Below are 26,378 nucleotides of genomic sequence, written 5' to 3'. Positions count from 1 at the left end.
ACTGGCCTATGTGCTAAAACATGGCAAAGGCGAAGGGGACAATTTGAGGCCATGTGAATGAAAGGCCCCTATCTGGTATTTCCTGTTATTTAATCTTGCTAGGACTGACGCCGAATTTCTTCTTGAAGGCGAGGCTGAAGTGTTGTATGGAAGAAAATCCCAGTTGCTCAGCTATTTCGGTCAGTGAATATTCCTGGGTGACAATCATCTTCCGGGCATAATCCATCCGGTGATCGTTCAGATAGCCAAATACTGTATTGTCAAAAACCTGGCGGAAGCCGTTCTTTAATTTGAACTCATTGAGTCCTGCCTGTCTTGATAACTCTGCCAGGGAGGGCGGGTTTTCCATATTTTTTAGTAAGAGGTCCTTCGCATAGTGGATCTTTTCTTTGTCGGCGGAGGATATTGCGCAGGAATCAGTCCGTACATGTTCTACACGCTCATATTGTTCACATTGCAGGGCCAGTAGCTCGAGGGCTTTGGATTGCAGGAACAACTTCTTGACGCCTCCGATGAACTGGCACTGGCGGATCTCTTCCAGTACCATCAACATACGGGTGGTGATGGGTGGATTGATCTTTTTGTTGAGGTAAGCACCTTTGCCTCCCGCTACTTCATTGGCCAGGCTATCCAGTACACGGCCTCCGTTTGCGGCGATGTCGAGGAAGCGGTCGGTGGAGAAAGCGAGAGCCATCAGTTCAAAGCCGCGCTGCTTGTCTACGTCTATATTTTCTGCCGGACTTGGATTAAAGAAAAGATTGTGTTCCAGGGATTGGTAGCGACGTTTGCCAAAATTGCCGGTAACCATATCGGGACCGGTTACAAACTGGCCGTTCAGCATGAAGATCAGGGATATAGTGGGGATATGCTCTGTGGTATAGATGTGCAGGTTCTCATAAACATGAACATCTCCAATGGCGATATGATATCCGTCGAAATAAATTTCCTGGAAATTAGCCTCTGCAAAATGGTAATTGAAGCGCTGTTTTTCCTCAATCAGGGAAGGAGACAGGAATTTCGGCATCGGAAATTTCATTTGTTCACTGAATATCAATTCGCTAGCATCATTTTTAATCTGGATGTCCATAAAAATCCTTTAAATATAAATTTTAATCCCTTTCATGTAACAGCTATCCGGATGAAGAGCAGCAATTTTGCACAAAAATATTCCTTAATATTTAATATCATAGTCATGGAGATCGGAATATTCCGTACAAATATATGCACCCATCAGGATAAGAAGGATGTCATACAGGCTATACAACAACACTTTAACGTTACTAATTGTAGTATCGATATTGAAGACTGTGATAAAGTAATGCGTATTGTAGCCGGTTCCGCCCCTGTAGCTGAGAATGATATTATACTTTTTATCCACTGCATGGGCTACCAGTGCGAAAGACTTGATTAATCCCCACTAAGTTATCCAGCCCAAAAAAATTCCCCTATAGCTTTATAGGGGTAACCCCTTCCCTCCACGTCATAGATGCGTAAATAAAAAATGTTATAGCAAGGCCAGCTATCCGCAATTAAAAATTACAAGAACCTTAACCTTATATGAAGACAAAATTATTTATGCTGCTTGGCGTATGCCTGCTGCTTATACAGGTCCGTCATGCTTGCGCACAACAGAAATATACTGTAAGCGGTTATGTAAAAGACCAACAGAATGGAGAAAGCCTGATTGGTATATCCGTATCGAAAGCAGGAACCAGCCTGGGCACAGTGACCAACGAATATGGCTTTTACTCTCTCACCCTGCCTGCGGGCGATCACGAAATCCAGTTCTCCTACATTGGTTATGCACCTATTAAAATGAGTGTATCGCTGAAGTCCAACAAGAACCTGGATATTAAAATGGAGAAATCCAGCAGCCAGTTAAGTACTGTAACCGTAACCGGCAACAAACAGGAAAAGGCGGTGAATACCTTGACTACAAGTCTTAACAGACTGGATATAGCCCAGATGAAGAAAATGCCCACATTCATGGGTGAAGTGGATGTACTCCGCTCTATCCAGACACTTCCCGGTGTGAATACAGTAGGTGAAGGCGCCAACGGCTTTAACGTGCGTGGTGGTGCGGCAGACGAGAACCTCATCCTGCTGGACGAGGCCCCTGTTTATAACTCTACACACATGATGGGTTTCTTCTCTGTGTTCAACCCGGATGCGGTGAAAAGTATCAATCTCCTTAAAGGCGGTTTTCCGGCCGAATACGGCGGTCGTACTTCCTCTGTACTAGATATACGCATGAAGGACGGAAACAACCAAAAATTCAACGTAAATGGCGGTATAAGCAATGTATTCAGCAGGCTGTCCCTCGAAGGACCGATTAAGAAAGATGAATCATCCTTCATTCTGGCGGCACGCCGTTCTTATATCGACATCCTGATGAAGCCTTTCCTGAAAGGAGACATGAAAGACACCAAACTGAATTTCTATGACCTGACCGGAAAGGTGAACTTCAAGCTGAATAAGAACAATACCCTGTTTGCCAGCGGTTATCTTGGAAGGGATGTGTTTGGTTTTGGTACCCGGATCAACATGAACTGGGGTAATAAAACAGCTACTGTACGCTGGAACCACGTATTCACCAACCGTACGTTCCTGAACCTGACCACCTTCTACAGTAACTATGACTATAGCCTTAAATTCAACAATGAAAGTGCGAAAGGCGCAGGGGAACAAAATCAGTCTTACGACTGGACTTCCAACATCATCAACTACGGTGTAAAACCTGCATTTACTTTCTACATCAATACACAAAACAGTCTGCACTTCGGTCTGCAGGGTATTTACTACACCTTCAAACCAGGTACCGGTACAGGTGTGGAAGGAAACGAAACCAGCGTACAGCAGCTGACACAGCAACATGGTCTTGAAGCAGCCGCCTACCTGGATCATGAGTGGAAGCCCAACGACAAGTTAGGTATCCAGTACGGTGTAAGGCTCTCCAACTATCAATACCTGGGTAAAGGCACTGCATACTACTACAATGACACAACTGCCGGTATCCGCAAAACACTTGTGGGAACAAAAGAATATGGCGCCAATGAGCTGATCAAGGCTTACAGCTACCTGGAACCAAGGATCACAGCGCGCTATGCGCTCACCCCGGACCATGCGATCAAGGCGTCTTATGCACGTACTACACAGTATATGCACCAGTTGTCCAACACCGCATCTCCTACTCCGCTGGATATATGGACGCCAAGCACCAACAATATACAGCCGCAGGTTGCTGACCAGTACACCGTAGGATATGTATATGATGCACCGTCCGGCATCTTTGAAATATCAGCAGAAGCTTTCTACAAAAAAATGGAGCATCAGCTGGATTATATCGACAACGCGAACCTGGAACTGAACCAGCAGATTGAAGCTGACCTGCTGCAGTCGCACAGCCGCTCTTATGGTCTGGAAGTGATGGCCAGAAAAGATATCGGCAGGACTACCGGATGGGTAAGTTATACACTGTCCCGCTCTGAAAGGCAAACCAATGGTATCAGCCTAAATGAATGGTTCCTGAACCGTTACGACCGTACACACAACCTGAACCTTGTTATTACACATGAACTGAACAAGCGTACCTCTCTTTCCGCCAACTGGGTTTACGCTTCCGGTACACCAGGTACATTTGCCGATAGCCGGCTTGAGTTCCAGGACTGGGACATTCCATACAACAGTACCGATAAACGCAACAACTACAGGCTGCCAGCCTTCCACCGTCTGGATATGTCTCTGACGCTGAAAGGAAAACAGCTGCGCCGCTGGAAAGGAGAATGGGTATTCTCTCTGTATAACGTATATGGTCGCAGAAATGCATATACCATCTACTTCAAACAGAATGATGATGATCCGTCCAAAAAAGAGGCCGTTCGTCTTTCCATCATCGGTTCTATCATTCCTGGTATCACCTACAATTTCAAATTCTAAACCATCCTTTAAAAAGAATACAGATGAAAAAGATCAGACTTAGCATATTAATAGCGATGGTAGCAGCTTTCACTGCCTGTGAAGATGCGATAGATATCAACGTTAAGAAGGGCACTTCCTATCCTGTACTGGATGCCTGGATCACCACTGAACCAGGTGTACAAAAGATTAAGTTCACCAAATCAGTACCATATACCGATCAGGCGCCGGCACCGGTTATAGACGATGCACGTATCACGCTCATCGATGAGACAGCAAACAAATCATATCTGTTCGCATTCGCCAACGGGGTTTATTCATATAATCCGGGAGACAATGAAACCCTCGGTGTGATCGGACATGCTTACAGATTAAGGATAGAATATAACACAGAAGTGTTTGAGGCGATAGATACCATCAAGAGAATAACACCGATCGATTCTATTTCTTACAAGTATGAAAAGCAAGGTGAGAGTTTTGTGGACAAAGATGGATATGTGGCAAAGTTCCATGCCATAGATATCAAAGGTGGCGTGGATTACTACTGGATGCGTTCCTACAGGAATGATCTGCAACATAAAGTAGGCGATGCCTTTTCTATAGATGGTTATTTTGATCAGAGCGTTAAAGATGGTTCAGCATTTATACTGCCTATCCAGGAAGCGGTGACTGACTTTGACAAACCATTCCAGAAGGGAGAAAAGGTGATCGTTAAGTTACGTTCACTCACTTCTCAGAGTCATTTCTTCCTGACACAGGTGGATAATCAGCTCAACTCAGGCGGTCTTTTCGCCAAAGTATTGGAAAATGTAAAATGTAATGCCATCAATGTTACGGCAGGTGGCGGAAAACAAAGGCTGTTAGGCTGGTTCGGAACTTCTGCTGTAAGCAGCAAAGAAAGGGTTATTGAATAATCTCTCACTATAATAACAAGCTGGCTAAAGAAACACGCTTTAGCCAGCTACACTCAAAACAACTTTAAGCAATTTTTATGAAAAAGATTTTATCAGCGCTGCTGGTGCTAGCTGCACAGCAGGCCTGGGCACAGCATGCCACCACCGAAACATTATTCTCTTCTAAAAGCGGTAAAAAAACAACTATCGGCGCATATGGCGCGCCTGCAGCCAAATTTACACCCATTGATGGTAAATTTGGATTGCTAACCGGTGGATACGGTGGTGTATTATTGAACGGCAAGATCATGCTCGGAGCAGGCGCCTATTCCCTGGTTAACAATGTAGATATGCCGGCTGTGAATGCCAATGCCCAGAAAGAATATCTGAATCTTTGGTATACCGGTTTTGTAGCAGAGTACATTCATAATTCCGATAAGCTGGTACACTGGACAGCAGGTGCTTTGATCGGCGGTGGTGCTGCAGGCAGGAGAAATAAGAATTGGTGGGATGGCGATGACCATGACCACACGTATGATAACCACGGTTTTTTCGTAGCAGAACCATATGCCAATGTTGAGCTAAATATTACAAAATTCCTGCGCCTGGATGTAGGAGCTTCATACCGTTATGTTGGGGGATCCAATACCACAGGCATCACTGACGGAAAGTTAGGCGGCCCGTCCCTTAATATTGGCCTCAAAGCAGGTAAGTTCTGATAGAACAGGTTTTACCGATGGCAGATCTAAACTGCCCGTCCGTTAAGTTGGCCTCAAAGCCAGTAAGTTCTAAGTAGTCATATTGATACAGGCATCGTTGCTCATCTCGCTGAACGATTTCATGCAGAGGAATAACATGCCTGTTTTTTTGTCCCCCGTTTACCCCTGATAATCACCGTTCCCCACCCTCCACTAAAAAAATATCCCCTCACATTTGGCAATTACGAAAACTGTCGTACATTTGTTACGAAAATATTCGTAGATCAATAATCATTGGAAATAAATGAGTACCGCCAAAAACATCAAGCCGACAGAAAGTGAGCTGGAGATCCTTGGGATTTTATGGGAGAAAGGTTCCGGTACTGTGAGGGATGTGCACGAAATACTGGAGAAAAGCAAAGATGCAGGTTATACTACTACCCTCAAGCTGATGCAGATCATGCATGAGAAAGGCTTACTAAAAAGGGATACCAGCAGCAAGACACATGTGTACGAAGCTGCCATTTCCCAGGAAAGTACACAGCAGCAACTACTCAACAAGATGATAGATACGGTGTTTAACGGTTCTGCCTCACAGCTTGTGTTGCAGGCATTGGGTAACCATCGTTCTTCGCAGGAAGAGCTGGATAAGATCAAACAGTATCTGAATGAGATAGAGCAGCAACAGAAAAAGTAAAACCGCGTCCACGCGTTTAATCTGTACAATCATGATTGCACAACTTCCTTTCACCGCAGACCTGATCCAGGCTTTCGGATGGGCCCTTCTACACTCAATCTGGCAGGCATTTTTCATCTTCGTCTGTCTGCGGATCGTTTTATTACTCTGGCCACAGGCAAGTTCCAGTATAAAATACAATCTGTCTTACATCTCTCTGGCAGGCATTTTTACCTGGTTCGCCGTGACGCTGTGGTTACAGATAGAAGCTGTAAGAAGAGTGCATCAGGCAGCTTATCTGATGATAGAAACCGGTATACGGCCGTCTGCAGCAGTCACCGTTCCGGCCATCTATAAAAGCCAGACAGAGCTTACAGATCTCTTCCCTGGCCTTGAAATGTGGTTTCCTGTATTAGTAGCCATCTACGTGGCCGGGGTTGCCGTCATGACCATCAAACTGACACTGGACCTGGTACAATTACAGCAGATAAAGAAGAAGCAGGTACTCCCTATTGACGAAGCATGGGAGAAACACCTGCAGAAACTTACTGCCCAACTCAGGATCCCACGCCGGGTGAAACTGTTGATATCACAGTACATCCAGGTACCGGTCATGATCGGGTTCCTCAAACCAGTCATTTTATTACCCGTAGCTATGTTCAACAACCTGACGGCAGAACAGCTGGAAGCTATCCTGTTGCATGAACTGGCACATATCAAACGTAATGATTATCTCCTGAATATTTTCCAATCCATTGTTGAAACCATCCTGTTTTTTAATCCTTTCGTGTGGTGGATATCAAAGAACATCCGTCTTGAAAGGGAACACTGTTGCGACGATCTTGTACTTACAAATCAGGTGCAACCGCTGCATTACGCCAAAGCCCTGGTAGCATTGGAAGAATACCGGTTAACAGTCAATGCTATGGCCATGGCGGCGGCAGACAATAAACAACATTTATTTCACCGCATCAAACGCATCATGGAAATGAAAACTAAAAATATTAACTATACGCAAAAATTATTGGCTGTCATGATCATTGCAGTAGGACTGGTGTCCATCGCATGGCTCAATCCCTCCAATAAAGAAGAGCAACGCGACAACAAAAAACCTGTTGTGAAGGAAGACGTCGCCAGTACTCCCATTGCGCCTGCTATAGTCACCCCAATTGTTTCACACGCACTCAGCATGGCGCGTTATTTCACAGACACCGTACCAGGAAGAAGTGAGAAAATCCGCGCTGAAAAATTAGCCGCTGAGAAGGCCGCACAAGAAGGTCTGGACGCTGCAGATGAAGCGATGAAAAACATAGACTGGAACCAGATCAATGCGGAGGTTTCCAATGCTATGAAGAATGTCGACTGGAAAAAGATCAACGAAGAGGTGTCCACCGCAATGAAAAACGTTGACTGGAAAAAGGTTAACGAAGAGGTCTCTACTGCGCTGAAGAATGTAGACTGGAAGAAGATCAACGATGAAGTTAAATCCAGCATGAAAAACATGCCAGACACACTGGTAGATCCAAAGATAATTGAAGAAAGTGTGCGCATGGGTATGGAAAGTGCTAAAGCTGCTATGGCTAACATCAATATCGATGACATCATTAAAAAGAGCATGGCGGAAGCCAGAGGCGCCATGGACAGCAAAGAGTATAAAGATGCCATGGAAAATGCCAGAAAAGAAATAGAAAAGGCAAAACAGGAAATTAAAGAAGCGCAGAGAAATGTCCGGAAAGAGATCAGTGTTTCTAAAAGAGCCCGTACATCTGATGAAATAAAATTAGATGAGCAGCATGTGGCCCTTGACAGAAAGATATCTGATAAATACAAAAATATGGTCAAAAGAATGGCCGAAGATAACCTCATCAATGTAGCAGAAGGATTCACCATAGAAAAGAAGAACGGTGTCCTCACTATTAACGGTGTGCAACAGTCTAACGATGTGTTAAAGAAATATGCTGACGCATTGGGCAAAGCCGATGAGGCCACCATCACAGGGAAGGGAGATAACCTAAGTGTCAACATCAACGAGAAATAACCTTCATTTTTCCGTCATTCTACGCGCCACTGCCGTTCATACAGCAGTGGCGCTTTTTATATGCCTTTACCCCTTATCTTTAGGAAGTAAATCTCCCTTTATATGAGATCATATCTAGTATTATCAGCGTTATTCCTCTGCTTACAGGTCCGTGCCCAGGAAACAAAAACCCTTGAAGAGATCCGGATCATCAGGAATAACCCAGTGACTTCAGTGAAAGACCAGGCGAATACCGGTACCTGCTGGTGTTTTTCCACCACCTCCATGATCGAATCGGAATGCCTCCATAAAGGCCAGCCAACGCTCGATCTTTCGGAAATGTTCACTGTGCGTAACATATACCTTGAAAAGGCAGAAAACTACATCCACAGGCAGGGATTTGCCCGTTTTGATGAAGGAGGGCTGGGGCATGATGTGCTTCACGCGGTAGCGGAGTATGGTATAGTGCCTGAAAACGTCTATAGTGGGCTGAGAGATGGCCATATGTCGCACGATCATGCGGAGTTGGTGTCTGAGATGAAAAGCTACCTGGATAGCATTCTGAAGCTTCCTAAGCCGATTCCCGCTGATTGGGAAACGGGGATCACTGCTATCATGGACAAACATCTGGGGACACCGCCGGCTAACTTCAGCTACAATGGACGTAACTATACTCCCAAAACATTTGCGAGGGATGTCATAAAGTTCAATCCTGATGACTATGTAAGCCTCACTTCCTTTACGCATCATCCTTTCTATAGTTCCTTCATCCTGGAGGTGCCGGACAACTTCTCCAACGGAGCTTATTATAATGTGCCTATCAATGAGTTGATCAACATTGCCAAAAGCACCCTTGAAAAGGGTTATACCGTGTTGTGGGATACAGACGTGAGCAACCGGGGCTTCATGGTTGGCAAGGGATATGCGATGCGCCCTATGGTAGATTCCCTGACGCGTGGCAACATCATCAATCCTGATCTGGAGGAAAAGAAATACACGCAGGATGAACGTCAGCAGTTATTTGACGGCTTAATCACCCAGGACGATCACCTGATGCATATCACTGGCATAGGAAAGACGGCGAAAGGAAAAGAGTTCTTTATTGTTAAGAACTCCTATGGCAGTAAGTCGGGACCTTTTGACGGGTTCATTAAAGTATCTGTTCCTTACTTTGCTATTAATACTATCACTATCATTGTACCTAAAGCTGCGCTGGACAAATCGTTCAACGGCAAGGTGGCGTTGAAGTGATCGACTTATAAGTGAACTATTATACAAAAGGGCAGCCCTGTGAACCCACAGGACTGCCCTTTTGCATGGTAATTTGTTTGAGGGAAAACACTTAGAGCCGCGGCAAATACTTGCTAACACTACCATTATTTGCAGTGGCTGCAGGTATTTGCAAACAAAAACCTATATGAAAGTTATTAAACAATAATAGCAGCAGCGGATCTTAATGCACTACATCAAACGCTTTGTAATCCTGTAAAGGGGCAACAGTAATAATAAGCTCAGTAACTTTAGCAAAAGGTGGTCCCTGTCTGCACCAGGCAATAAACGCCTCCATCTTACTCTCCTCTCCTTCTGCAGTGATCAGCACATTGCCATTAGGTAAATTCCTCACTTCTCCTGTAATGCCAAGATCATCTGCTGTGTGTTTCGTACTGGCTCTGAAATACACGCCCTGGACTTTTCCTTTTACCAGGATATGCTTATGTATCTTTTCCATATAACGCGGTGATGAAGGATGAGTAATTGTGTTTCTCAAATCTACAAACAGCCGTGTAAACGGAAAAATTAAAATCTGAATAAAAATGGGCTAACAAACATGGAATAAAAGCCAATAAGAAAAGTACTTTATGTATTTATGTTATATTGATAATACGGACTACGCAGTGTTATGCCAACTAACCGGCGCAGATTATGCTGTCTGATGAACTTATACAAACCTCGTCGCCTTCACAGACTATGCAACGTACACGGCTGATGCAGTTCGCAGAGCATATACATTCTACATAGCATTTACCACCTACACAACCGATGCAGTTTACACGGAATATGCAGTTCGCAGAGCCAATACAATCTACATCGCATATACAGCCTACACAACTGATACAGTTTACACGGGATATGCAGTTCCAGAGCCAATATAGTCTACACGGCATATACAGCCTACACAACTGATATAGCTTACACGGGCTGATACAATTGACACAGTAAATACAGCTTATATATTTTTAATACAATTTACGCGGCGTAATTAGCGTAGTTAAAGAGCGTAGCATCCTGCAGAACAGCTTCATCTCCGAATACAAACTCCTTCACGAGCTCGTAACTACCGCCACTGGCTGGCTTACGCAATAATGAAAAGCTCTTGCACTGGAAACTACGTACAAAAACCTGGTTGTAAAAGTGATCATATACTTTATCAAATTCAGGTGTACTGATAGCTCTTGCTATAGTGATATGTGGTTTGAATGAGGCTGGCTTTATATCAAACTCCTGTAGTACTTTTTTATGCAGCTCAACGAGAGGTTTGGGATTAGCTACATTGATATAAATGGTACGCTTGTCAGGACCATGTTCAAAATGATCAAACTTTGAGGTATATAACGTGAAGCCTGATTGTTTCTTTGCTACATCATCTAACAGATGAATGAAATCATCCTGAAATCTTGCAGGAAATACAGATCTGAAAAGACTGATATGGGCTTTGGAAAAGCGACTGCCATACATTCCCAATTCCTGGGCTACTAATTTCTTCAATGCTGTTACGTCATTGGTAATGTTAGTACCGGGACTTACTACCAACAAGTAATCATACAATGTTTCCTGTTCAAATGCAATGTTGTTATTTGTATGCATAACCAAGTAAGTTTTTAACTTAAGATGTATTGGTTATTTGAATATTGACAATACAAATATAAAGAAGATTCCCTGAAATACTAATTTTTTTAGCACAAAATACTAACTTTTTTTGCTCGCCGATATATCAAATTGGAACTGAAGCTGATAGACTTTCGCCATGCTTACCCGCGGTTCTCGTATGCATAAAAAAAGCAGCCTGCCTTCGGCAGACTGCTTTATAATGATATATTCTCTTACAATTATCCGAGCTTCTGAATAATAGCGAGGAAATCAGCAGCTACCAGAGAGGCCCCACCAATCAGACCACCGTCTACATCCGGACATGCGAACAGCTCTTCTGCATTGGAAGGTTTTGCGCTACCACCATACAGGATGCTGGTACGTAACGCTGCTTCCCTACCATATTTAGCAGCTATCTGTGCTCTGATGAAAGCATGCATATCCTGAGCCTGTGCTGCGCTGGCAGTCAGTCCGGTACCGATTGCCCAGATCGGCTCATAAGCGATCACCACATTCTTCAGTTGCTCTTCTGTTAAATGATACAGGCTTTCTTCCAGCTGTTTTGCTACATATTCATTCTGTGTTTCAGCTTTTCTCACTTCCAGTGGCTCACCGCAGCAGAAAATCGGTTTCAGGCCATTAGCAAGGGCCAGATCTATCTTCTTAGCCAGGGTAGCATTGCTTTCCTGGAAATATTCCCTTCTTTCGGAGTGGCCTAGTATCACATAATCAACACCTACAGACTGCAACATCTCAGCAGATACTTCACCGGTATAAGCGCCTGATTTTTCAGATGCGCTGTTCTGAGCTCCCAGGTAAAAACCAGGGGTATTTTTCAACAATGACTTTGCTTTCAACAGATATGGAAAAGGCGTGGCCATTACCACTTCCTGTCCATCCTTCAATCGCAGGCCAGCCTGCAATATGTCATTGATCAGCTGTTCTGCCTGGCCCAGGGTCAGGTTCATTTTCCAGTTTCCAGCAACGATTTTTTTTCTCATGTCTATCGCTATATTGATTTTTAAAAAGTGTTATTCACCTAAAATTGTAAAAAGGGTTTGCAGTATCTCTCTATCCACCTCTTCCATTTGCCGTCCTTTAAACTGCATCCACATGCCGGCATCTCTCATTGCCTGTTTCAGCCGGTAAGGTTCCAGTCCGGCTGCCCCACCCCAGGAAAAGGAAGGGATAAACTTAGGAGGCAGGCTTCCGCCAAAGATATTACAGGATACACCAATAACGGTTCCGGTATTCAACAGCGCCCCGATGCCACAGCGACTGTAATCACCCATTAATAGTCCACACTTCAGGCCAGCAGGCTCGGTCCTCTTATAGGCCTCTATCCATACTTTTACAGTGCTGGCATTGTTCTTCAGGTTGGAACTGGTTGCATTTGCTCCCAGGTTGCACCATTCCCCGATCACGGTATCCCCCAGATAGCCGTCGTGCCCCTTATTGGAATGGCCGAACATCACCACATTCTTGATCTCTCCCCCTCCTATGCTTCCCGGTCCCAGGGTTGTAGCCCCGTATACTTTACTACCCATCTTCAACACGGCTTTTTCTCCCAGTGCCAGCGCTCCCCTGATCAAACAGCCTTCCATGATCTCGGCATTTCTACCCACATAAATAGGGCCGGTACTGGCGTTGAGGATGCTATGCTCTACCACAGCCCCTTCTTCCAGGAAGATACGCTCTGGCGCCGTCACCTTATTCGTCTCGCTGATAGGAGCAGATACCCTCCCTTTTGTCAGCAGTTCAAAATCACTCCGGATAGCCTGATCGTTCAGTAAAAAGAAGTCCCAGGGCATCCTGATCCGTGAAACCGCACCAAGATACTCTTTTCGTTCTAGAGGTTCTGCATCCAGCTCATTTCCGGGAGTAACATTTGCCACCAGTTCATTGTCTTTATACAGCCCCTGACCAGGTTCCAGTTCATGAATAGCACGTACCAGCGCTTCATCAGGCAAAATACTGCCATCAACAAACACTGCCGGAACGGTCTCATTTTTTTTTAGTGGATATTTCCTTTGTAAGTAAGGAACGGTAAGGTGGCTGATACTGGCATTCAGCCAGTATTCCCATTTTTCTGCGATAGTCAGTATACCTGTTCGGCAGGCGGCGACCGGTCGTGTATGGGTGAAGGGATATAACAACTCTCGTGCAGGTGTGTCAAAAAGAATGTAATTCCGCTCCATAGGGGATAAAAATAAAAAATCCCACCGGAAATGCCGATGGGATTAATAAAATTATTTTAAAGGCCTTATTAGGCTTTCTTAGCGTAACGCTTGTTGAACTTGTCGATACGACCCGCTGTATCCACCAATACATTTTTCCCGGTATAGAATGGGTGGGAAGTATTGGAAATTTCCAGTTTAATTAACGGATACTCGTTACCATCTTCCCATTTGAGTGTTTCTTTAGAAGGAGCGGTAGAACGGCTCAAGAAAGTGTGTCCGTTAGACATATCTTTGAATATTACAAATCTGTAATTTTCTGGATGGATTCCCTGTTTCATCTGAATTTAAATTTTCTTTTTGTTACCAGATGCAACCCCGCATATTCATTCCTCTGATGCATGATGAATGCCATGCTTGGTTTCAACCAATATTATTAGACAGGGTGCAAAGGTAAAATAATTATTTCAAAAACAACAACAAAAGACTAAATATTTAGCTCTTCATGTTGGTGTATTGTAAAGGAATACCTAAGTTCGCTTCTTTGGTCTTTTGTATAACCTCTTGTAAATCATCTATTTTCTTTCCGGTTACCCGCACAATATCATCCATAATGGCGGCCTGCACCTTAACACCGGAATCCTTTATCAGTTTTACAATCTTCTTGGCGTCTTCCTGTTTGATTCCGTTTCTTATCGGAATCTCTTTTTTTACCACTTTCCCACTCTGATATGGCTCTTTGCTCAGGTCGTAGATAGTAGCATCCAGTCCATGGCGCATCGTACGGCTTATCAGTACATCTATGACCTGCGTCAGCTTCATTTCGCTTTCCACTTCCACATTTAAGGACAGGTCTTTTTTATTCAATTCCATGTTCACATGGGAATCTTTGAAGTCGAACCTGGTGGTAATCTCCTTTTTTACGGTATTTACCGCATTATCAAGTGTCTGAGTATCTACTTTGCTAACAATATCAAAGGACGGCATGATAAAATGTTTTATATCGTTAATCGCTTAAGGGAGACAAATATAAATCATACTGAGGAGTTATAAAAAAACCCCGGGACAATACCCGGGGTGTGTTAACGGAATGCCTTCCGGTAACCGGCTGCGTTGTATGTACAAGCAGCCAACAACTATCTTTAGTCTATTTTAGAGATCTTCGCCATACCGGAAGAAGACTGATTGATAACAGGTGATCCTTTATAGCGGACTTTACCCATTCCGGATACACTGAGATCCAGTTTTTTCTCAACTGCTATATCCAGCTTGCCAGAGCCTGAAATGGAGATATTAGCGTTATCAGCCTGCAGCTCCAATGCTTCCACATCAGCGGAACCGGATATGTCATACCTGGTAGCGGGAATAGTTCCTTTCAGGTTCAGATGGCTTGAACCGGATACTTCTACCTTCAGATCATTTGCATTCAGGTCCAGTTCAGTATTGGTAGAGCCGCTGAAGGAAAATTTCACATTGCCTCCTTTGAGTTTGCCTTTGCTATAGAAACCTCCGCTTCCACTGGAAGACAATTCTTCCAGCTGATCCAATGTCACATAAACATTAATGGTTTTGGAAGGCTTAATATCATATCCTTTTTTAGTATAGATCTCAAGATCATTGCCGCTCACTTTGGTGATGATCAAAGGCAGCAGGTTATCATCCGCCTCAATCCGTATATCGTGTTTCGCCCCCTGCGTGATGTATACATTGTATGAACCGGAAGTGCTGATACTTCTGAATGGTCCTTCAGTGCGGGCCTCTTCCTTAATGTTTCCACTCCCCCTTACTTTTTCATTGTTAATGATGGTGAATGCAGAAAATGTGAACACGGAAAAGACCAATAGTACTGGTAATAACCAGCCAAGACGTAACGTTTTCATAAATGAGATTTAGCGGTGAGAGTTTACATGTTTAACGAAGGAATTATATGCATCAACGGCTTTCGAAGTCAATGTCGCTGTATACCCCATTTACACTGATGGATGGAGATCTGTCGTCAGCTGAACTGGTAGAAGCCGTATATGTTAACTGTGAGTTTTTCTTGATGTTGACAACATTCTTCAATGACAGCTCTCCTGTTTTCACATCACCCCGGTTAAGCTGTACCTTTATGTGCAGGCCCAGCCGCTGCGGTACACCTAATTTCACATCTGTATATGTCAGCTGGAACTCTCCATTTTTAAATCCTGTACCCAATGTTTTGGCAGAGAAATCACCATACACCAGTTTTGAATTGATCTCTGTCTGCACTTCTGTAATACGGAAATTAGTGTATGTATTTTTGCCGCTGAAGGAACCTACTTTGTTCACATTATATTCATCGTAATTACCGGAAGTGCTCAGACTATTCACAGTTCCCAGGTTATATTCGCAATAGTTTGATCTGGTGACCAGTGATGAAATGGCATCACTTTTAAGATTGGAATAGTTAGCTCTTATGTTTACTGTTTCTGCTTTCCCTATACGGCCACGATCGCAATAATTCATACTGAGATCAAGCTGCCTCTCCGCCTCTTTAATGTCATAATTACAATAGTTCATACTGATGGATGTAGGAAAGGAAAGCACATCAGTGATAATATCTCCGAAATTATTCTCCAGCGATAGTCTGGCCAGTCTTTCAGGGATATACAATTCATAGTCTATGTTCACATAATCCTTAGAATCTTTTTTACCCCCCCAGGAGAACCATCTGTTTCCGGACGATGAAGGATTGTAGTCTGTTTGCAGGCTTGCGTTGTTCCCGCTATTGTTCATGGAAATATCCACCATATTGACAATTGCAGTAGCTTCTTCTACACTCTTACCGAAACCGGTAATTGTAATTGTTGCCTTCACTTCATTTTTCTGCCATGTGTGCACAACGATCTTACCGTATTTGTTAGAAATACTAAGGTTTGTACCGGGATTGGTGCTGAATTCTTTTACAATAACTTTTTTGAATTCACTATCGCCCTTTTTACCATAGGTAAGTATAGGTAACAATAAAAATAACAGAATACTAAATTTCTCTTTCATAATCAGATTGCTTTTGGCTTACGGGCTGTTTTTCTCTCAGCTCTTCTAATATTTTATCCAGCAGGTCCAGTTTAAGTTGATAGTAACGGACCATTGCTGCTTTAATTCTTTCATTACCTGGATTCTGTATCAGTTCGGCTTCGAGTACCTGATACGTATCATTGCGTAGTTCCAGTTCTTTACGCGCCATGCTGTCCAATCCCAGCAAAGCATCAGGATAGCTTTTGATAGTTTCCAGCCGCTGTTCGATCTGTGCAGTGTAATACATTTTGGCTTCCTGCATTTCGGGCGAAACATTTGTAAGATGTTGCGCTTTCTTCATCTGAATGAACTGGTAGATCATGACACTATTCACCATCAGCACCAGCACAGCTGCTGCCTTTAACCAGTGACGGCCCATCAGTTGTATTACTTTCCTTTTTTTACCGGGGGCAAGTTGCTGTTCTAACTGTGCCCATACTCTCGAATGGGGTCCGGCTTCTTCAAAATTCTGACGGTGTTGCCTGACAAAATCTTCAAAGCTACTTTCTGACATCAGCGTATTACTTTTTTTGTTTAATTATCTGTCTCACTTTATCCTTTGCACGCATATACTGTGTTTTCACTGTTGACTCAGAAATATCAAGCATGTTGGCTATTTCTTTATGCGAGTACTCTTCAAATATGTACAAGTTCAAAACGGTACGGTAACCAGGCGGTAAAACGTGTATGGCCTCTTTTATCGCTGCTACCGTCCATGCAAAATTATCTTCGTCTACGATTGCTTTATCTTCTTCTATGTCTATATTATCTACCTCTTCAAAATATACTTTCTTCCTCCTCAGGTGACTCAGGCAGTGGTTTACCACTATCCGTTTGATCCAGGCTGTCACACTTCCTGCATTTTCCAGGCGCTCAATGTTCCTGAATATCTGCATAAAAGCCTCCTGTAAAGTATCTTCAGCATCCGCCGTGTTCCCTGTCATACGCAAACAGATGTTATACATTGCACCAGAATAGGCATTGTATAGGTCACGGAATGCGTGCACATCTCCCTTTTTACACCGGGATACCAGGTGGTCTGTTATGGTTGTATTATTCAAGTTGTTGGCTGATGCTTGCATATTAAAGACATTATTTCAGAAAAAGGTTGCATACAAAGGGGTATATTTTTGGAGACAAGAGGGGTTAAAAACACTCAAAACATCACAACTATATAATTTTCAATAATTTACTAATTCAAGAAAGGACGCGACCCAAGAATAGGTCACGTCCCGTTCCATCCTTATATATACCTAAAAACAGGTCATATCAGTTTCCGTCTTTTACGCGGTTCTGTTCATCTTCCAGACCGGTCTTACGGGCGCGGGCAGCTTTGATGCTGGTATTTCCAAAGCGGTAGTTGAAAGTGAGCCTGAACTGCTGGCTTTCCCATTTGCTTCTTACAGCAGTATAGCGGCCTCCATTTTCAAAACTTCCACGGAAACGCTGCATATTAAAAACGTCGCCTACGTTGAATTTAATACTTCCCTTTTTGTGCATGATCTGTTTGGATACACCCATGTCAACAGCAGCCATCGATTTCATTCTGAACAGACCTTCATCAGCGATCTGTGGAGAGAGATAGAAGATGCTTACTTCAGCACCGATACCTGCGGGTAAAGTGAAAGTCTGTTGGGTACGTCCCATAAATCCACCACCCGAAACAGTTACCAGGCGGGAGTCAACCATAGTCTGGAATTTGTTGTAGTATGCTGACAGATAAGTAAAGCTGCTCCACCATTTAGTGATCGTCACCGGGAAAGAAACATTCAGGTTTACGATGTCAGATTTCGCAATGTTCAGGTATTTATAACGGAGTGTCAGTGTATCTCCTGTGATCACATCCTTATCGGCTTCAATGATCTGCGTGATCTTGTCTTTGGTATGTGTATAGCCAACTGAGGTAGTCAGGAAATGTTTAAATGTATGTGTCAGCTCAATATTGTTAGAGTAAGAAGGTTTCAGATAAGGATTACCAGCCACGATAGTATATCTGTCCAGGTATATCTGAAATGGATTCAGATCTTCATAATCAGGTCTCTGTAAACGACGGCTGTAAGAGATTCCCAGCTGATGATCCTTTGCTGCGTCATAGCTGACAAAGACACTTGGAAAGAGATTAAAGTAGCTGGTATCAGTCACCTGGTTGATGGTAATGGAATTACCTTTCACATTGCTTTGTTCAGCACGTAAACCTAATTGTACATTGACCTTTTTGAACTGTTTCTGGAAGTTGATGTACGCCGCATTTACATTCTCTTTGTAAATAAAATGATTGGAGCGGTTCTTATCATATATCCAGTTACCGTTGCGCAGTGAATCAAATTTCACGTCGTTGTCTGTTTTTACAAAGCTCAGTTTAACGCCGGCTTCGAATTTAGCCTGGTGAGGCAAAGGATGAATATAGTCAGCTTTGAACGTTTTAATATCGATCGTATTAGGCTGATTGTTACGTGACGTATCACCATGCATATAGTTCTTACCAGCTGCGTCCCAAATAGTAGAGTAAATGCTGTTTCCCTGTTTATCTGTATTGCGTGCATAGTCCAGGTCCATGTTCAACTCCTTGCCGGTTGTATCAAGAATAGCCCTGTAGTTCACATTGTAAGCCCATCTTCTCCAGGTTCCTTTATTGTATGTATGTGTCTTCAATGTTGAATCTACAGTTTCTCTACCTCCTATCAGGGTCGTAGATTCTGCGGGTTCATCGGAGTTCCTGAAACCTGCATCTACCATTACGCCAATCGTGTTATTTTTATTGAGGAAATAGTCCATACCAACTTTAGCGCCGTGATAATCTGATTTCCTGTCGCGGATATTCTGCTGATCGAATACGGTATACTGACCATCGGTAGTACCGGTGCGATATAATCCCAGATGCTGTTGATTCTCTCTATGATTATAGTTATAAGATCCGAAGAGATTGAACTTCTCATTGCGATGGTTCAGGTTCAATGATCCGCCCCATTTGGGAGTCAGACCATAGGCTCCGGATATTGACACGTTACCGTTGGTGCCGACTGTTTTATTTTTCTTCAGTTTGATGTTGATGATCCCGGCGTTGCCCGCTGCATCGTATTTGGCGGAAGGATTGGTGATCAGTTCAATTTGCTCAATATTGCTACTGGGCATACTTTTCAGCAGCTGGGCAACGTCCTGGGAACTCATGTTAGTGGGCTTGCCATCGATCATAATAATGACACCACTCTTATTTTTCAGGTTGATATTGTCATCTTTATCTATTGTAACACCGGGCGACTTTTCCAGTACGTCCATCGCCGTACCACCAGCACCGATAATACTGGCTTCAACATTCACCACCATTTTATCGGCCCGTTGCTCTACGAATGGCTTTTTAGCGGTTACATTTACTTCCTTGAGATTCTTTGCATCTGTACCCAGTGAAAGTGTCTCTATTGTTACCGGGGTACTTCCCTTAATCTCAAAAGGTTTGCTAAAAGCTTTTGTCATACCGACATAGGCAGCGGCGATCAGGTACTTACCTTGTTTCACCTGTTCGAATTCATACTTTCCGTTGATGTCGGCAATAGCTCCTTTCACCAGGGAGGAATCTTTTGCTTTTAATAAGGTAATGGTGGCAAATTCAACAGGCTTGTTCCCTGTTTGTGTTACGCTGCCAATGACTCTGGCAGTCTCAATGGTCTGTGCCTGGATGGTTTTAATGCTGCACATTAATAAGAAAGAGGCCAACAATGTAGTAGTCGATTTCATATAAGGATGATTTAAATTTATTATAAGCTTCTTTTCAATTTTTTGTTGTTATAGAACCGTTTTTAGTACAGAACCTTTCTTAAACAACTACAGTGTAAAGGTAGGTATTGTGCATTGCATAGTACATAGTTTTACACAAGCGGTATCCTGGCAGGGATGATTGGCAAAAGTTTAAGAAAGGTGACAGGGAGTTTTTTATAAAGACGATCAGAAAAGGATTTCGTTACAGGGTAAAACAATAAAAAAGGCATTGCCTCTAAAAAGCAATGCCTTGATAATTATAAGGTTACCGGGCTCAGGCCCATTTAATAGCTTCCAATACTTCCGGGAGTTCTGTCTGCAATTTCTCAAAGAATACCCTTTCCTCTTTTCTTATGTGCTCTTCCAGGCTCCTGGCCAGCACATCCATCGCGGAAATAAGGTCGGTATTCTCAGTGAGTGCACTATACATGCGGGAGATCTGCTGATGCTCCTGTATCAGTTCTTTTATGATGTCGTCTATCTCGGGATGGCGGCCGGCACATACTTCAAAAAGATACTCTTCTTTCTGGATGTGAGGGACCATTACTTCCTGGAAGACATTTACAATATAGGCGAGCTTCGCATTGGTTTCCAAAGGGAATCCTTCATAAGCTGCTGCATCTTTCTTTAAGTACCTGCACACGAACAGTAAACGCTTGTGTTCATGTGACAACGGTATCAGGACCGGGTGTCTTTGCATGTTCAGGCTACTGGTTTTGGCGCTTTATATATTTTACGGCAATACCAGACTAATGCGGCGCCACCTATTATCATTAAGGAAGAGATTATTTCGGCCTGGGTAGGACGAAATCCGAAGATGTCATATTTCGTGTTTACCCTGATCTTTTCGATGAAGAAACGCTCCAAACCGTTCATTATCAGGTAGACGCCAAAAATAACACCTGGAACGGTGATCTTTTTACGCAGGCTCCATAAAACAACAAAGAGTAAAAGACAGGCAATGATTTCATAGAGAGCAGTGGGATAAACGGCTATAGGCAGTACACTGCAGTACTTACCTGTGCAACCTGCCATCTGTATGCCTTCATTGATCACGTTATGAGGATATCCGTAGGCAAAGAACCAATCCGGCAGAAAGCTTAAGCCGCCTGGTTTAGCAAATGCCGCATGAGGTATATGCTCCAGGCTTCCATACTGTCGCATGAAAAACTGTTCGTTTGCTTTCAGTACTTCCTGGAACTTTGATGGATCCACAGAAAGCACCTTGCCTGTGGCATCTGTGATATAACCGCTGTTATAAATACCCCAGTCACCATCACCGGAAAAGTGACATCCCATACGTCCTACACCATAAGCCAGCATCAATGCGGGAGCAGCACTGTCTATCAGGTGCCAGATGTTGATCCCTTTTTTAGCGGCGTAGCGGATAATAACTATGGATGCGAGGATAAGTCCACCGTAGAATGTAAGACCACTGAAAGATAAGAGTGAGCCTATCGGGTCCTGTACAAAATCTCCCCAGTTCTCCAGGTTATGAAAGATCTTGGCACCCAGCAGACCGGCAACAGCTGCCATGACTGTAAAATCCGGTACCCGCTGATGGGGCATGATCGTAATAGTCTCTTCTTTCGGCTTGGGCAGCTCCTGTTTTTTAGCAGATCTGTATTTCAGGTAAGCAAAAAAGCCACCCAAGGCAATTCCTCCCAGCAGGTTTCCGCGGGAGGATAATATATATGACTGGAGATCCTGGGAAGCTTCCGCCCAGTCAGAGGCTAATCCTAATATCTTGTATCCTAACACAAAACCCAGCACACCATGGATCAATACTTCTGTCATGTTAACCGGCTTACCCGTTATCACTTTTTCAGGCACTCCTGTCAGCCATCCCAATTGCTCTCTTCTTTTTAGCTCGCTTGTCAATACATAAGCGGCCGCCAGAAAAGCAACGGCAACGAAAAAACCGAATGTCTGCAGAAGTTTAAGTAAAGGGATGTCTACACCGAATAGATCGTGAAACGCGTAATATAAATTAGGATACATAGCCAAAAAAAATTGGTGATCTGAATTTTCCTATGAACAAAGCCGAATTAGTCAAATGGAAAATCAAACCACCAAAGTAAGCTGTAAAAATCACAAATTCCAAATCATAATTCCTTTTTCTATTGCGCATACAATATGATAACAGTAGAAAAAAGAATTACGATCCGGATAAATTTTAGCAGTATTGCTCAAACGCGTCAACCAGGTTTGCAGCAATCATCTGTGCAGGACGACCTTCGATCATATGACGCTCAATAAAGTGTACCAACTGACCATCTTTAAATAAAGCGATCGCAGGTGAAGATGGAGGGTAAGGTAACAGATGTGAACGGATCTGTTGTACAGCAGCCATATCAAATCCTGCAAAGCTGGTTGTTAACCTGTCGGGTTTCTTCTCACTATGAGCTACAGCTAATAAAACACCCGGACGAGCAGTACCTGCAGAGCAACCACAAACTGAATTGATCATTACAAGTGTTGTTCCTTCCTGCTTTAAAGTCTCATCCACTTTTTGTGGTGTGAGCAATTCTTCAAAACCATTATCTGTCAACTCTGCCTTCATTGGCAGTACAAGTTCTGCTGGATACATATACTACAATTTTTTTTGTTCGATAGTTTTCACAAAGTTAATCATAAGCTGATAAATAGAAAAACATGAATGAATATGCCATAATGACATTTCAAAACAAATAGAAACGACAAAAAGTCCACTGTATAAGCCCATATTATAGCAAAATAGCAGGTTTAATGCCATGGTATTCTGTTTGCATATACCTCCACGAACAAATTTTTAAAACAAACACTAAAATTTATAAACTATGACATTCGTAAAATTCAATCAGGCACCTGCAGTAAAATCCTTTGGAGGCTTAGTAGAAGAAATTTTTAACAATGCCGGTTTCAACAAGGCCTGGAAAGACGATTTCCACACGCATGATTTTTATGGCGCTTATCCCCCTGTGAACATCACAGAGACTAAAGATGCCTACCAGGTAGACTTGCTGGTTCCGGGATTATCCAAAGAAGACTTTAAGATTAATCTTGAAAACAAGACCTTGACTATCAGTGCAGAGAAAGTTGCAGAAAGCAAAGATGAAAACCAGAAACAATTACGCAGAGAGTTCAGCTTCCGTTCATTCAAACGTTCCTTTACCTTGAATGAACAGGTAGATGCTGAAAAGATCCAGGCTAAATATGACAATGGAGTACTGAAACTGCAGCTGGCGAAGAAAGAAAATGTGCAGGACGCGGCTAAAGTGATTGTTGTAGAATAAGAGAAAGGTTGAATAAGTGTGATTCCCCTCCCTTCGCCGGGAGGGGATTTTTTATTTTAGCCCGTTCATTAAATTCCCCAATAATTCACACAAACGTTTAAGAACGAAACTGTTTTTAAAGGATAATTTGCCATACAACTATATGGGCCATGCCGCAACTGTTCAAAAAAATATCTACACTGGCAGTTAAAGTCTACCGCAACGCTGAAGATGCGGTGATTGGCAATGCGTTATATATTTGTACCGACTCCAGGGAACGATGCAATGTGCGGTTGTTATTTGATTATCTGTTCTTTCACCTGCTGCTTTTAATACCGGTTGCCCTCATTGGCCTGTATACACATAATACAACGGAACTGTTACTAATTGTTGCCTTTCTGATCTCCCTCGGGGGATGTCTTATAATGGTCCGGACGGGTGTACCAGTCAAAACCGTGAGTATCATCGCGGCCTTTGTTACATTTATCATTCCGGCAGCCTGTTCCTTTTTCAATAATCAGGACCTGTCCCTCAGATATTCCATGATCTGGGTACTGAGTCTTCTGTTTTGTTACATTACCACTAATATAGCTGCGACGCTCTCCCTCGGCGGATTGCTCTGCAGTTACCTGAGTCTGGTGGCCTGGATGAAAGTGAATAATGTAGCGACCTACGTAATGCCTGGGTTCACTCCGGAGCAAAGTTTTATTTTTACTCCGGTGCTCACCGGTTTTTATATCATATTTCTTATCAGGGTGTTAGGCGCCCATTACCGGAATATCTTCCGGTCAGAACATGAGCGTACGCTGCAGAAACAAAGACAACACTCCTCTTTGCTGAGCCAGCACCTGACTAAACAATTCATTATTCTGAAAGGACTTTCCCGCTCCGGGAAGTCCAAGTACCTCGATGGTAACAGGGAACTGCTGGAAGCCTGCCTGATAGAAATCGAAAAACAGTGTGAAAGCGCTATAGACTACCTGGATAATAGTCCGCACCTGGAAAGTTAAGGCCAAGTCCGGCGGGTACACGTCCGTGTGAGGGCTGTGAAATTATGGTAAGGAACCTATTGAAAAATTACAACTTTCGGGTATTTCCCACCTTACGGAACGCTCTTACCTTTGTTATGTAAACAAACAGGGTCCTATTCTCCCTATACACCGACTGATTCTTTTTCTCCCTATACACCACAAACCTTTTTATCCCTTCTCAGTCTTATTTTCCTATATGCTTTTGACGGTAAACCTATGCCATGGAATGACCCAGGGATAAAACCCCGGGCCGCAAACACACGATCCGCCACGGCGGGTCAAATGCCCAGGACATATAATTCGCTGCATTTCAGCCCGCCTCTGGCGGGCTGTGTGTTTTTTGGTACAATGATAACCGCAAAAGATATGGTAACAGCATATACCCGACACGCACCGGACGTATACCAGACGTATACCAGAGGTATACCAGACGCATCCCGGGACAAACACGAGATATATACGACGTATACACGGCGCATACACGACGCATCTCCGCTTAAAGACAATACCTAAATGGTATAAAATAAAAAACCCCGCGAGAAATCGCGGGGTGTGTCAGTGGATTACTAACCCATTTTTTTAATAACCCAAAATCTTTAACATACTCTGGGCGGTTTGCTCCTTGGCATACAGCCAGTCTTTCAGCTGCCCATTTTTGTCATATCCTACGATCACATGCTTCGGTGATGGTATCAGACAGTGCTTAATACCTCCATAACCGCTCAGCTGGTCCTGGTAAGCGCCAGTATGGAAAAAGCCGATATAGAGTGGCTCTTCTCCGGCTAACTTCGGCAGGAATACCGCATTTATGTGTTCTTCAGAAGTGTAAAAGTCATAACCGTCACAAGTCAGCCCCCCAAGGTGTACCTCCTGGTATTCCTGATCCCATTTATTGATCGGGAGCATCAGGAACTTCTCACCTATTCCCCAGGTATCCGGCAAGGTGGTAATGAAAGAGCTATCGATCATATACCAGTTTTCCCTGTCGTTCTGCATCTTTTCCCCTACCACGCTATAGATCACTGCACCGCTTTCGCCTACGGTAAAGGAACCGAACTCAGTATAGATATCAGGTACCGGTACCTTGTTCTTCTTACAAACGCTCTTGATGTTGGCAACGATCTCATTTACAATGTAGTTGTAATCGTAATCGAAGCCCAGGGAATGCTTGATCGGGAATCCGCCACCTATGTTGATGCTATCCAGCTCAGGACAGATCTTCTTTAACTGGCAATACAGGTTCAACACACGGTTAAACTGGCTCCAGTAATAGATATCGTCCTTAATACCCTTGTTCATGAAAAAATGGAGCATTTTCAGCTCAAATTTGTCATTTCCCTTCAGCTTGTCCACGTAGAACTCCAGCACATCGCGGGAACGGATACCTAATCTGGACGTATAAAAGTCAAAGGTAGGTTCCTCTTCAGCCGCAATACGCAGCCCCAGTTTCACCCTATCCTTTGAACGGATAAATTTCTGGTAATCTTCCAGTTCCTCTTTGTTATCCAGCACGGGGATCACATTGCGGAATCCGGAGTTGATCAACTTGGCGATCGCTTTTGTATACGGCTTGGTCTTGTAACCGTTACATATCACGAACGTGTCCTTATTGATCTTCTTCCTCTCGTACAACTTGGTAATGATATCAATATCATACGCGAAGGAGGTCTCGATATGTATATTATGTTTCAGCGTTTCCTCCATTATAAAGGAGAAATGCGAACTTTTGGTGCAATAACAATAATAGTAGTTCCCATCGTATCTGTTCTTCTTAATTGCATCCTGGAACATTTTCTTAGCCTTGTTTATCTGCATTCCGATCTTTGGCAAATAAGTCAGCTTGAATGGTGTCCCGTACTTGTCGATTAAAGCCTTGATATTAACCCCGTTAAACTCCAGGTAACTGTCCTGTACGTCAAATCCTTCCTGTGGGAACTCGAAGGTCTGGTTAACGAGATCTGTGTAGGTGCTGTTCATTTAAACCTATGAAACATTTTAAGGATTAGTAAAAAGCAATCACAACCCTCGCTGGAAAACTCCTGGTTTACACACCTACG

25 protein-coding genes are annotated in these 26,378 nt (G+C 43.4%); 9 read left to right on the top strand and 16 right to left on the bottom strand.

From position 1 onward, the window contains the following. Window positions 1–85: 85 nt before the first annotated feature. Complete coding sequence (locus CLV42_RS13125) at window positions 86–1,087, bottom strand: helix-turn-helix transcriptional regulator (protein WP_106602366.1); 1,002 nt, start codon at window positions 1,085–1,087, stop codon at window positions 86–88. A 105-nt stretch (window positions 1,088–1,192) separates the two neighbouring features. Here CLV42_RS13125 and CLV42_RS13120 point away from each other — a divergent pair, with 105 nt between their 5' ends. The 7 genes from CLV42_RS13120 to CLV42_RS13090 all read left to right on the top strand — a co-directional run bounded on the left by CLV42_RS13120 (window position 1,193) and on the right by CLV42_RS13090 (window position 9,450). Continuing rightward, window positions 1,193–1,411, top strand: coding sequence for a hypothetical protein (locus CLV42_RS13120; RefSeq protein WP_106602486.1), 219 nt, complete (start codon window positions 1,193–1,195; stop codon window positions 1,409–1,411). Between the two features lie 146 nt (window positions 1,412–1,557). Then, the gene (locus CLV42_RS13115; RefSeq protein WP_106602365.1) at window positions 1,558–3,936 is read left to right on the top strand and encodes a TonB-dependent receptor; all 2,379 of its coding nucleotides are present in this window, start codon (window positions 1,558–1,560) and stop codon (window positions 3,934–3,936) included. A gap of 23 nt (window positions 3,937–3,959) precedes the next feature. After that, window positions 3,960–4,829, top strand: a complete 870-nt coding sequence (locus CLV42_RS13110) for a DUF4249 domain-containing protein (RefSeq protein ID WP_106602364.1) — start codon at window positions 3,960–3,962, stop codon at window positions 4,827–4,829. A gap of 77 nt (window positions 4,830–4,906) precedes the next feature. Next, on the top strand, window positions 4,907–5,527 hold the full coding sequence (locus CLV42_RS13105; RefSeq protein WP_106602363.1) for a hypothetical protein: 621 nt from the start codon (window positions 4,907–4,909) through the stop codon (window positions 5,525–5,527). 283 nt (window positions 5,528–5,810) lie between these two features. Beyond that, complete coding sequence (locus tag CLV42_RS13100; RefSeq protein WP_089837250.1) at window positions 5,811–6,203, top strand: BlaI/MecI/CopY family transcriptional regulator; 393 nt, start codon at window positions 5,811–5,813, stop codon at window positions 6,201–6,203. Between the two features lie 31 nt (window positions 6,204–6,234). Next, complete coding sequence (locus CLV42_RS13095) at window positions 6,235–8,220, top strand: M56 family metallopeptidase (RefSeq protein WP_106602362.1); 1,986 nt, start codon at window positions 6,235–6,237, stop codon at window positions 8,218–8,220. A gap of 102 nt (window positions 8,221–8,322) precedes the next feature. Then, complete coding sequence (locus tag CLV42_RS13090) at window positions 8,323–9,450, top strand: C1 family peptidase (RefSeq protein ID WP_106602361.1); 1,128 nt, start codon at window positions 8,323–8,325, stop codon at window positions 9,448–9,450. Window positions 9,451–9,652: 202 nt separating this feature from the next. Here CLV42_RS13090 and CLV42_RS13085 read toward each other — a convergent pair whose 3' ends face one another. The 14 genes from CLV42_RS13085 to CLV42_RS13020 all read right to left on the bottom strand — a co-directional run bounded on the left by CLV42_RS13085 (window position 9,653) and on the right by CLV42_RS13020 (window position 22,626). After that, complete coding sequence (locus CLV42_RS13085) at window positions 9,653–9,928, bottom strand: acylphosphatase (RefSeq protein WP_106602360.1); 276 nt, start codon at window positions 9,926–9,928, stop codon at window positions 9,653–9,655. Between the two features lie 518 nt (window positions 9,929–10,446). After that, the gene (locus CLV42_RS13080) at window positions 10,447–11,064 is read right to left on the bottom strand and encodes a 2'-5' RNA ligase family protein (RefSeq protein WP_106602359.1); all 618 of its coding nucleotides are present in this window, start codon (window positions 11,062–11,064) and stop codon (window positions 10,447–10,449) included. Window positions 11,065–11,306: 242 nt separating this feature from the next. Continuing rightward, complete coding sequence (tpiA, locus tag CLV42_RS13075; protein WP_106602358.1) at window positions 11,307–12,068, bottom strand: triose-phosphate isomerase; 762 nt, start codon at window positions 12,066–12,068, stop codon at window positions 11,307–11,309. Between the two features lie 30 nt (window positions 12,069–12,098). Then, window positions 12,099–13,265: a putative sugar nucleotidyl transferase gene (locus CLV42_RS13070; RefSeq protein WP_106602357.1), complete on the bottom strand. Its 1,167-nt coding sequence runs from the start codon at window positions 13,263–13,265 to the stop codon at window positions 12,099–12,101. 68 nt (window positions 13,266–13,333) lie between these two features. Then, the gene (locus tag CLV42_RS13065; protein WP_089836827.1) at window positions 13,334–13,585 is read right to left on the bottom strand and encodes a type B 50S ribosomal protein L31; all 252 of its coding nucleotides are present in this window, start codon (window positions 13,583–13,585) and stop codon (window positions 13,334–13,336) included. A 154-nt stretch (window positions 13,586–13,739) separates the two neighbouring features. Beyond that, window positions 13,740–14,231 (bottom strand): YajQ family cyclic di-GMP-binding protein, encoded by a 492-nt coding sequence (locus CLV42_RS13060; RefSeq protein WP_106602356.1) that lies wholly within the window; start codon window positions 14,229–14,231, stop codon window positions 13,740–13,742. Between the two features lie 155 nt (window positions 14,232–14,386). Beyond that, complete coding sequence (locus CLV42_RS13055) at window positions 14,387–15,124, bottom strand: head GIN domain-containing protein (protein WP_106602355.1); 738 nt, start codon at window positions 15,122–15,124, stop codon at window positions 14,387–14,389. 52 nt (window positions 15,125–15,176) lie between these two features. Continuing rightward, complete coding sequence (locus CLV42_RS13050) at window positions 15,177–16,262, bottom strand: hypothetical protein (protein ID WP_106602354.1); 1,086 nt, start codon at window positions 16,260–16,262, stop codon at window positions 15,177–15,179. After that, window positions 16,246–16,797, bottom strand: a complete 552-nt coding sequence (locus CLV42_RS13045; RefSeq protein ID WP_106602353.1) for a hypothetical protein — start codon at window positions 16,795–16,797, stop codon at window positions 16,246–16,248. The genes CLV42_RS13050 and CLV42_RS13045 overlap by 17 nt, the downstream gene beginning before the upstream one ends. A gap of 7 nt (window positions 16,798–16,804) precedes the next feature. Further along, window positions 16,805–17,365 (bottom strand): RNA polymerase sigma factor, encoded by a 561-nt coding sequence (locus CLV42_RS13040; protein WP_106602352.1) that lies wholly within the window; start codon window positions 17,363–17,365, stop codon window positions 16,805–16,807. A 187-nt stretch (window positions 17,366–17,552) separates the two neighbouring features. Beyond that, window positions 17,553–20,015: an outer membrane beta-barrel family protein gene (locus CLV42_RS13035; RefSeq protein ID WP_106602351.1), complete on the bottom strand. Its 2,463-nt coding sequence runs from the start codon at window positions 20,013–20,015 to the stop codon at window positions 17,553–17,555. Between the two features lie 295 nt (window positions 20,016–20,310). Further along, a complete protein-coding gene (locus tag CLV42_RS13030; RefSeq protein ID WP_106602350.1) occupies window positions 20,311–20,736 on the bottom strand; it encodes a hemerythrin domain-containing protein in 426 nt (141 codons plus the stop codon). A gap of 2 nt (window positions 20,737–20,738) precedes the next feature. Further along, entirely contained in the window at window positions 20,739–22,037 is a 1,299-nt protein-coding gene (locus tag CLV42_RS13025; protein WP_106602349.1) for a prolipoprotein diacylglyceryl transferase, read from the bottom strand. A gap of 175 nt (window positions 22,038–22,212) precedes the next feature. Then, window positions 22,213–22,626 (bottom strand): BrxA/BrxB family bacilliredoxin, encoded by a 414-nt coding sequence (locus CLV42_RS13020; RefSeq protein WP_106602348.1) that lies wholly within the window; start codon window positions 22,624–22,626, stop codon window positions 22,213–22,215. 229 nt (window positions 22,627–22,855) lie between these two features. Between CLV42_RS13020 and CLV42_RS13015 the strand changes: the two genes are divergently transcribed. Both CLV42_RS13015 and CLV42_RS13010 read left to right on the top strand, forming a co-directional pair. Continuing rightward, window positions 22,856–23,311 carry an Hsp20/alpha crystallin family protein gene (locus CLV42_RS13015; RefSeq protein ID WP_106602347.1) on the top strand — a complete coding sequence of 152 codons (456 nt, stop codon included), beginning with the start codon at window positions 22,856–22,858 and terminating at the stop codon, window positions 23,309–23,311. A gap of 149 nt (window positions 23,312–23,460) precedes the next feature. Beyond that, window positions 23,461–24,300: a hypothetical protein gene (locus tag CLV42_RS13010; protein WP_106602346.1), complete on the top strand. Its 840-nt coding sequence runs from the start codon at window positions 23,461–23,463 to the stop codon at window positions 24,298–24,300. Window positions 24,301–24,900: 600 nt separating this feature from the next. On the opposite strand, the gene CLV42_RS13000 is transcribed toward CLV42_RS13010, so the two are convergent. Beyond that, window positions 24,901–26,298 carry a type III PLP-dependent enzyme domain-containing protein gene (locus CLV42_RS13000; RefSeq protein ID WP_106602344.1) on the bottom strand — a complete coding sequence of 466 codons (1,398 nt, stop codon included), beginning with the start codon at window positions 26,296–26,298 and terminating at the stop codon, window positions 24,901–24,903. Between the last annotated feature and the right edge of the window lie 80 nt (window positions 26,299–26,378).

Origin of the sequence: Chitinophaga ginsengisoli (assembly GCF_003014595.1) — a bacterium.
GTDB classification, from domain to species: domain Bacteria; phylum Bacteroidota; class Bacteroidia; order Chitinophagales; family Chitinophagaceae; genus Chitinophaga; species Chitinophaga ginsengisoli.
Note: the sequence above shows the minus strand (reverse complement) of the source record. Positions and strands in the feature narration are given on the sequence as shown.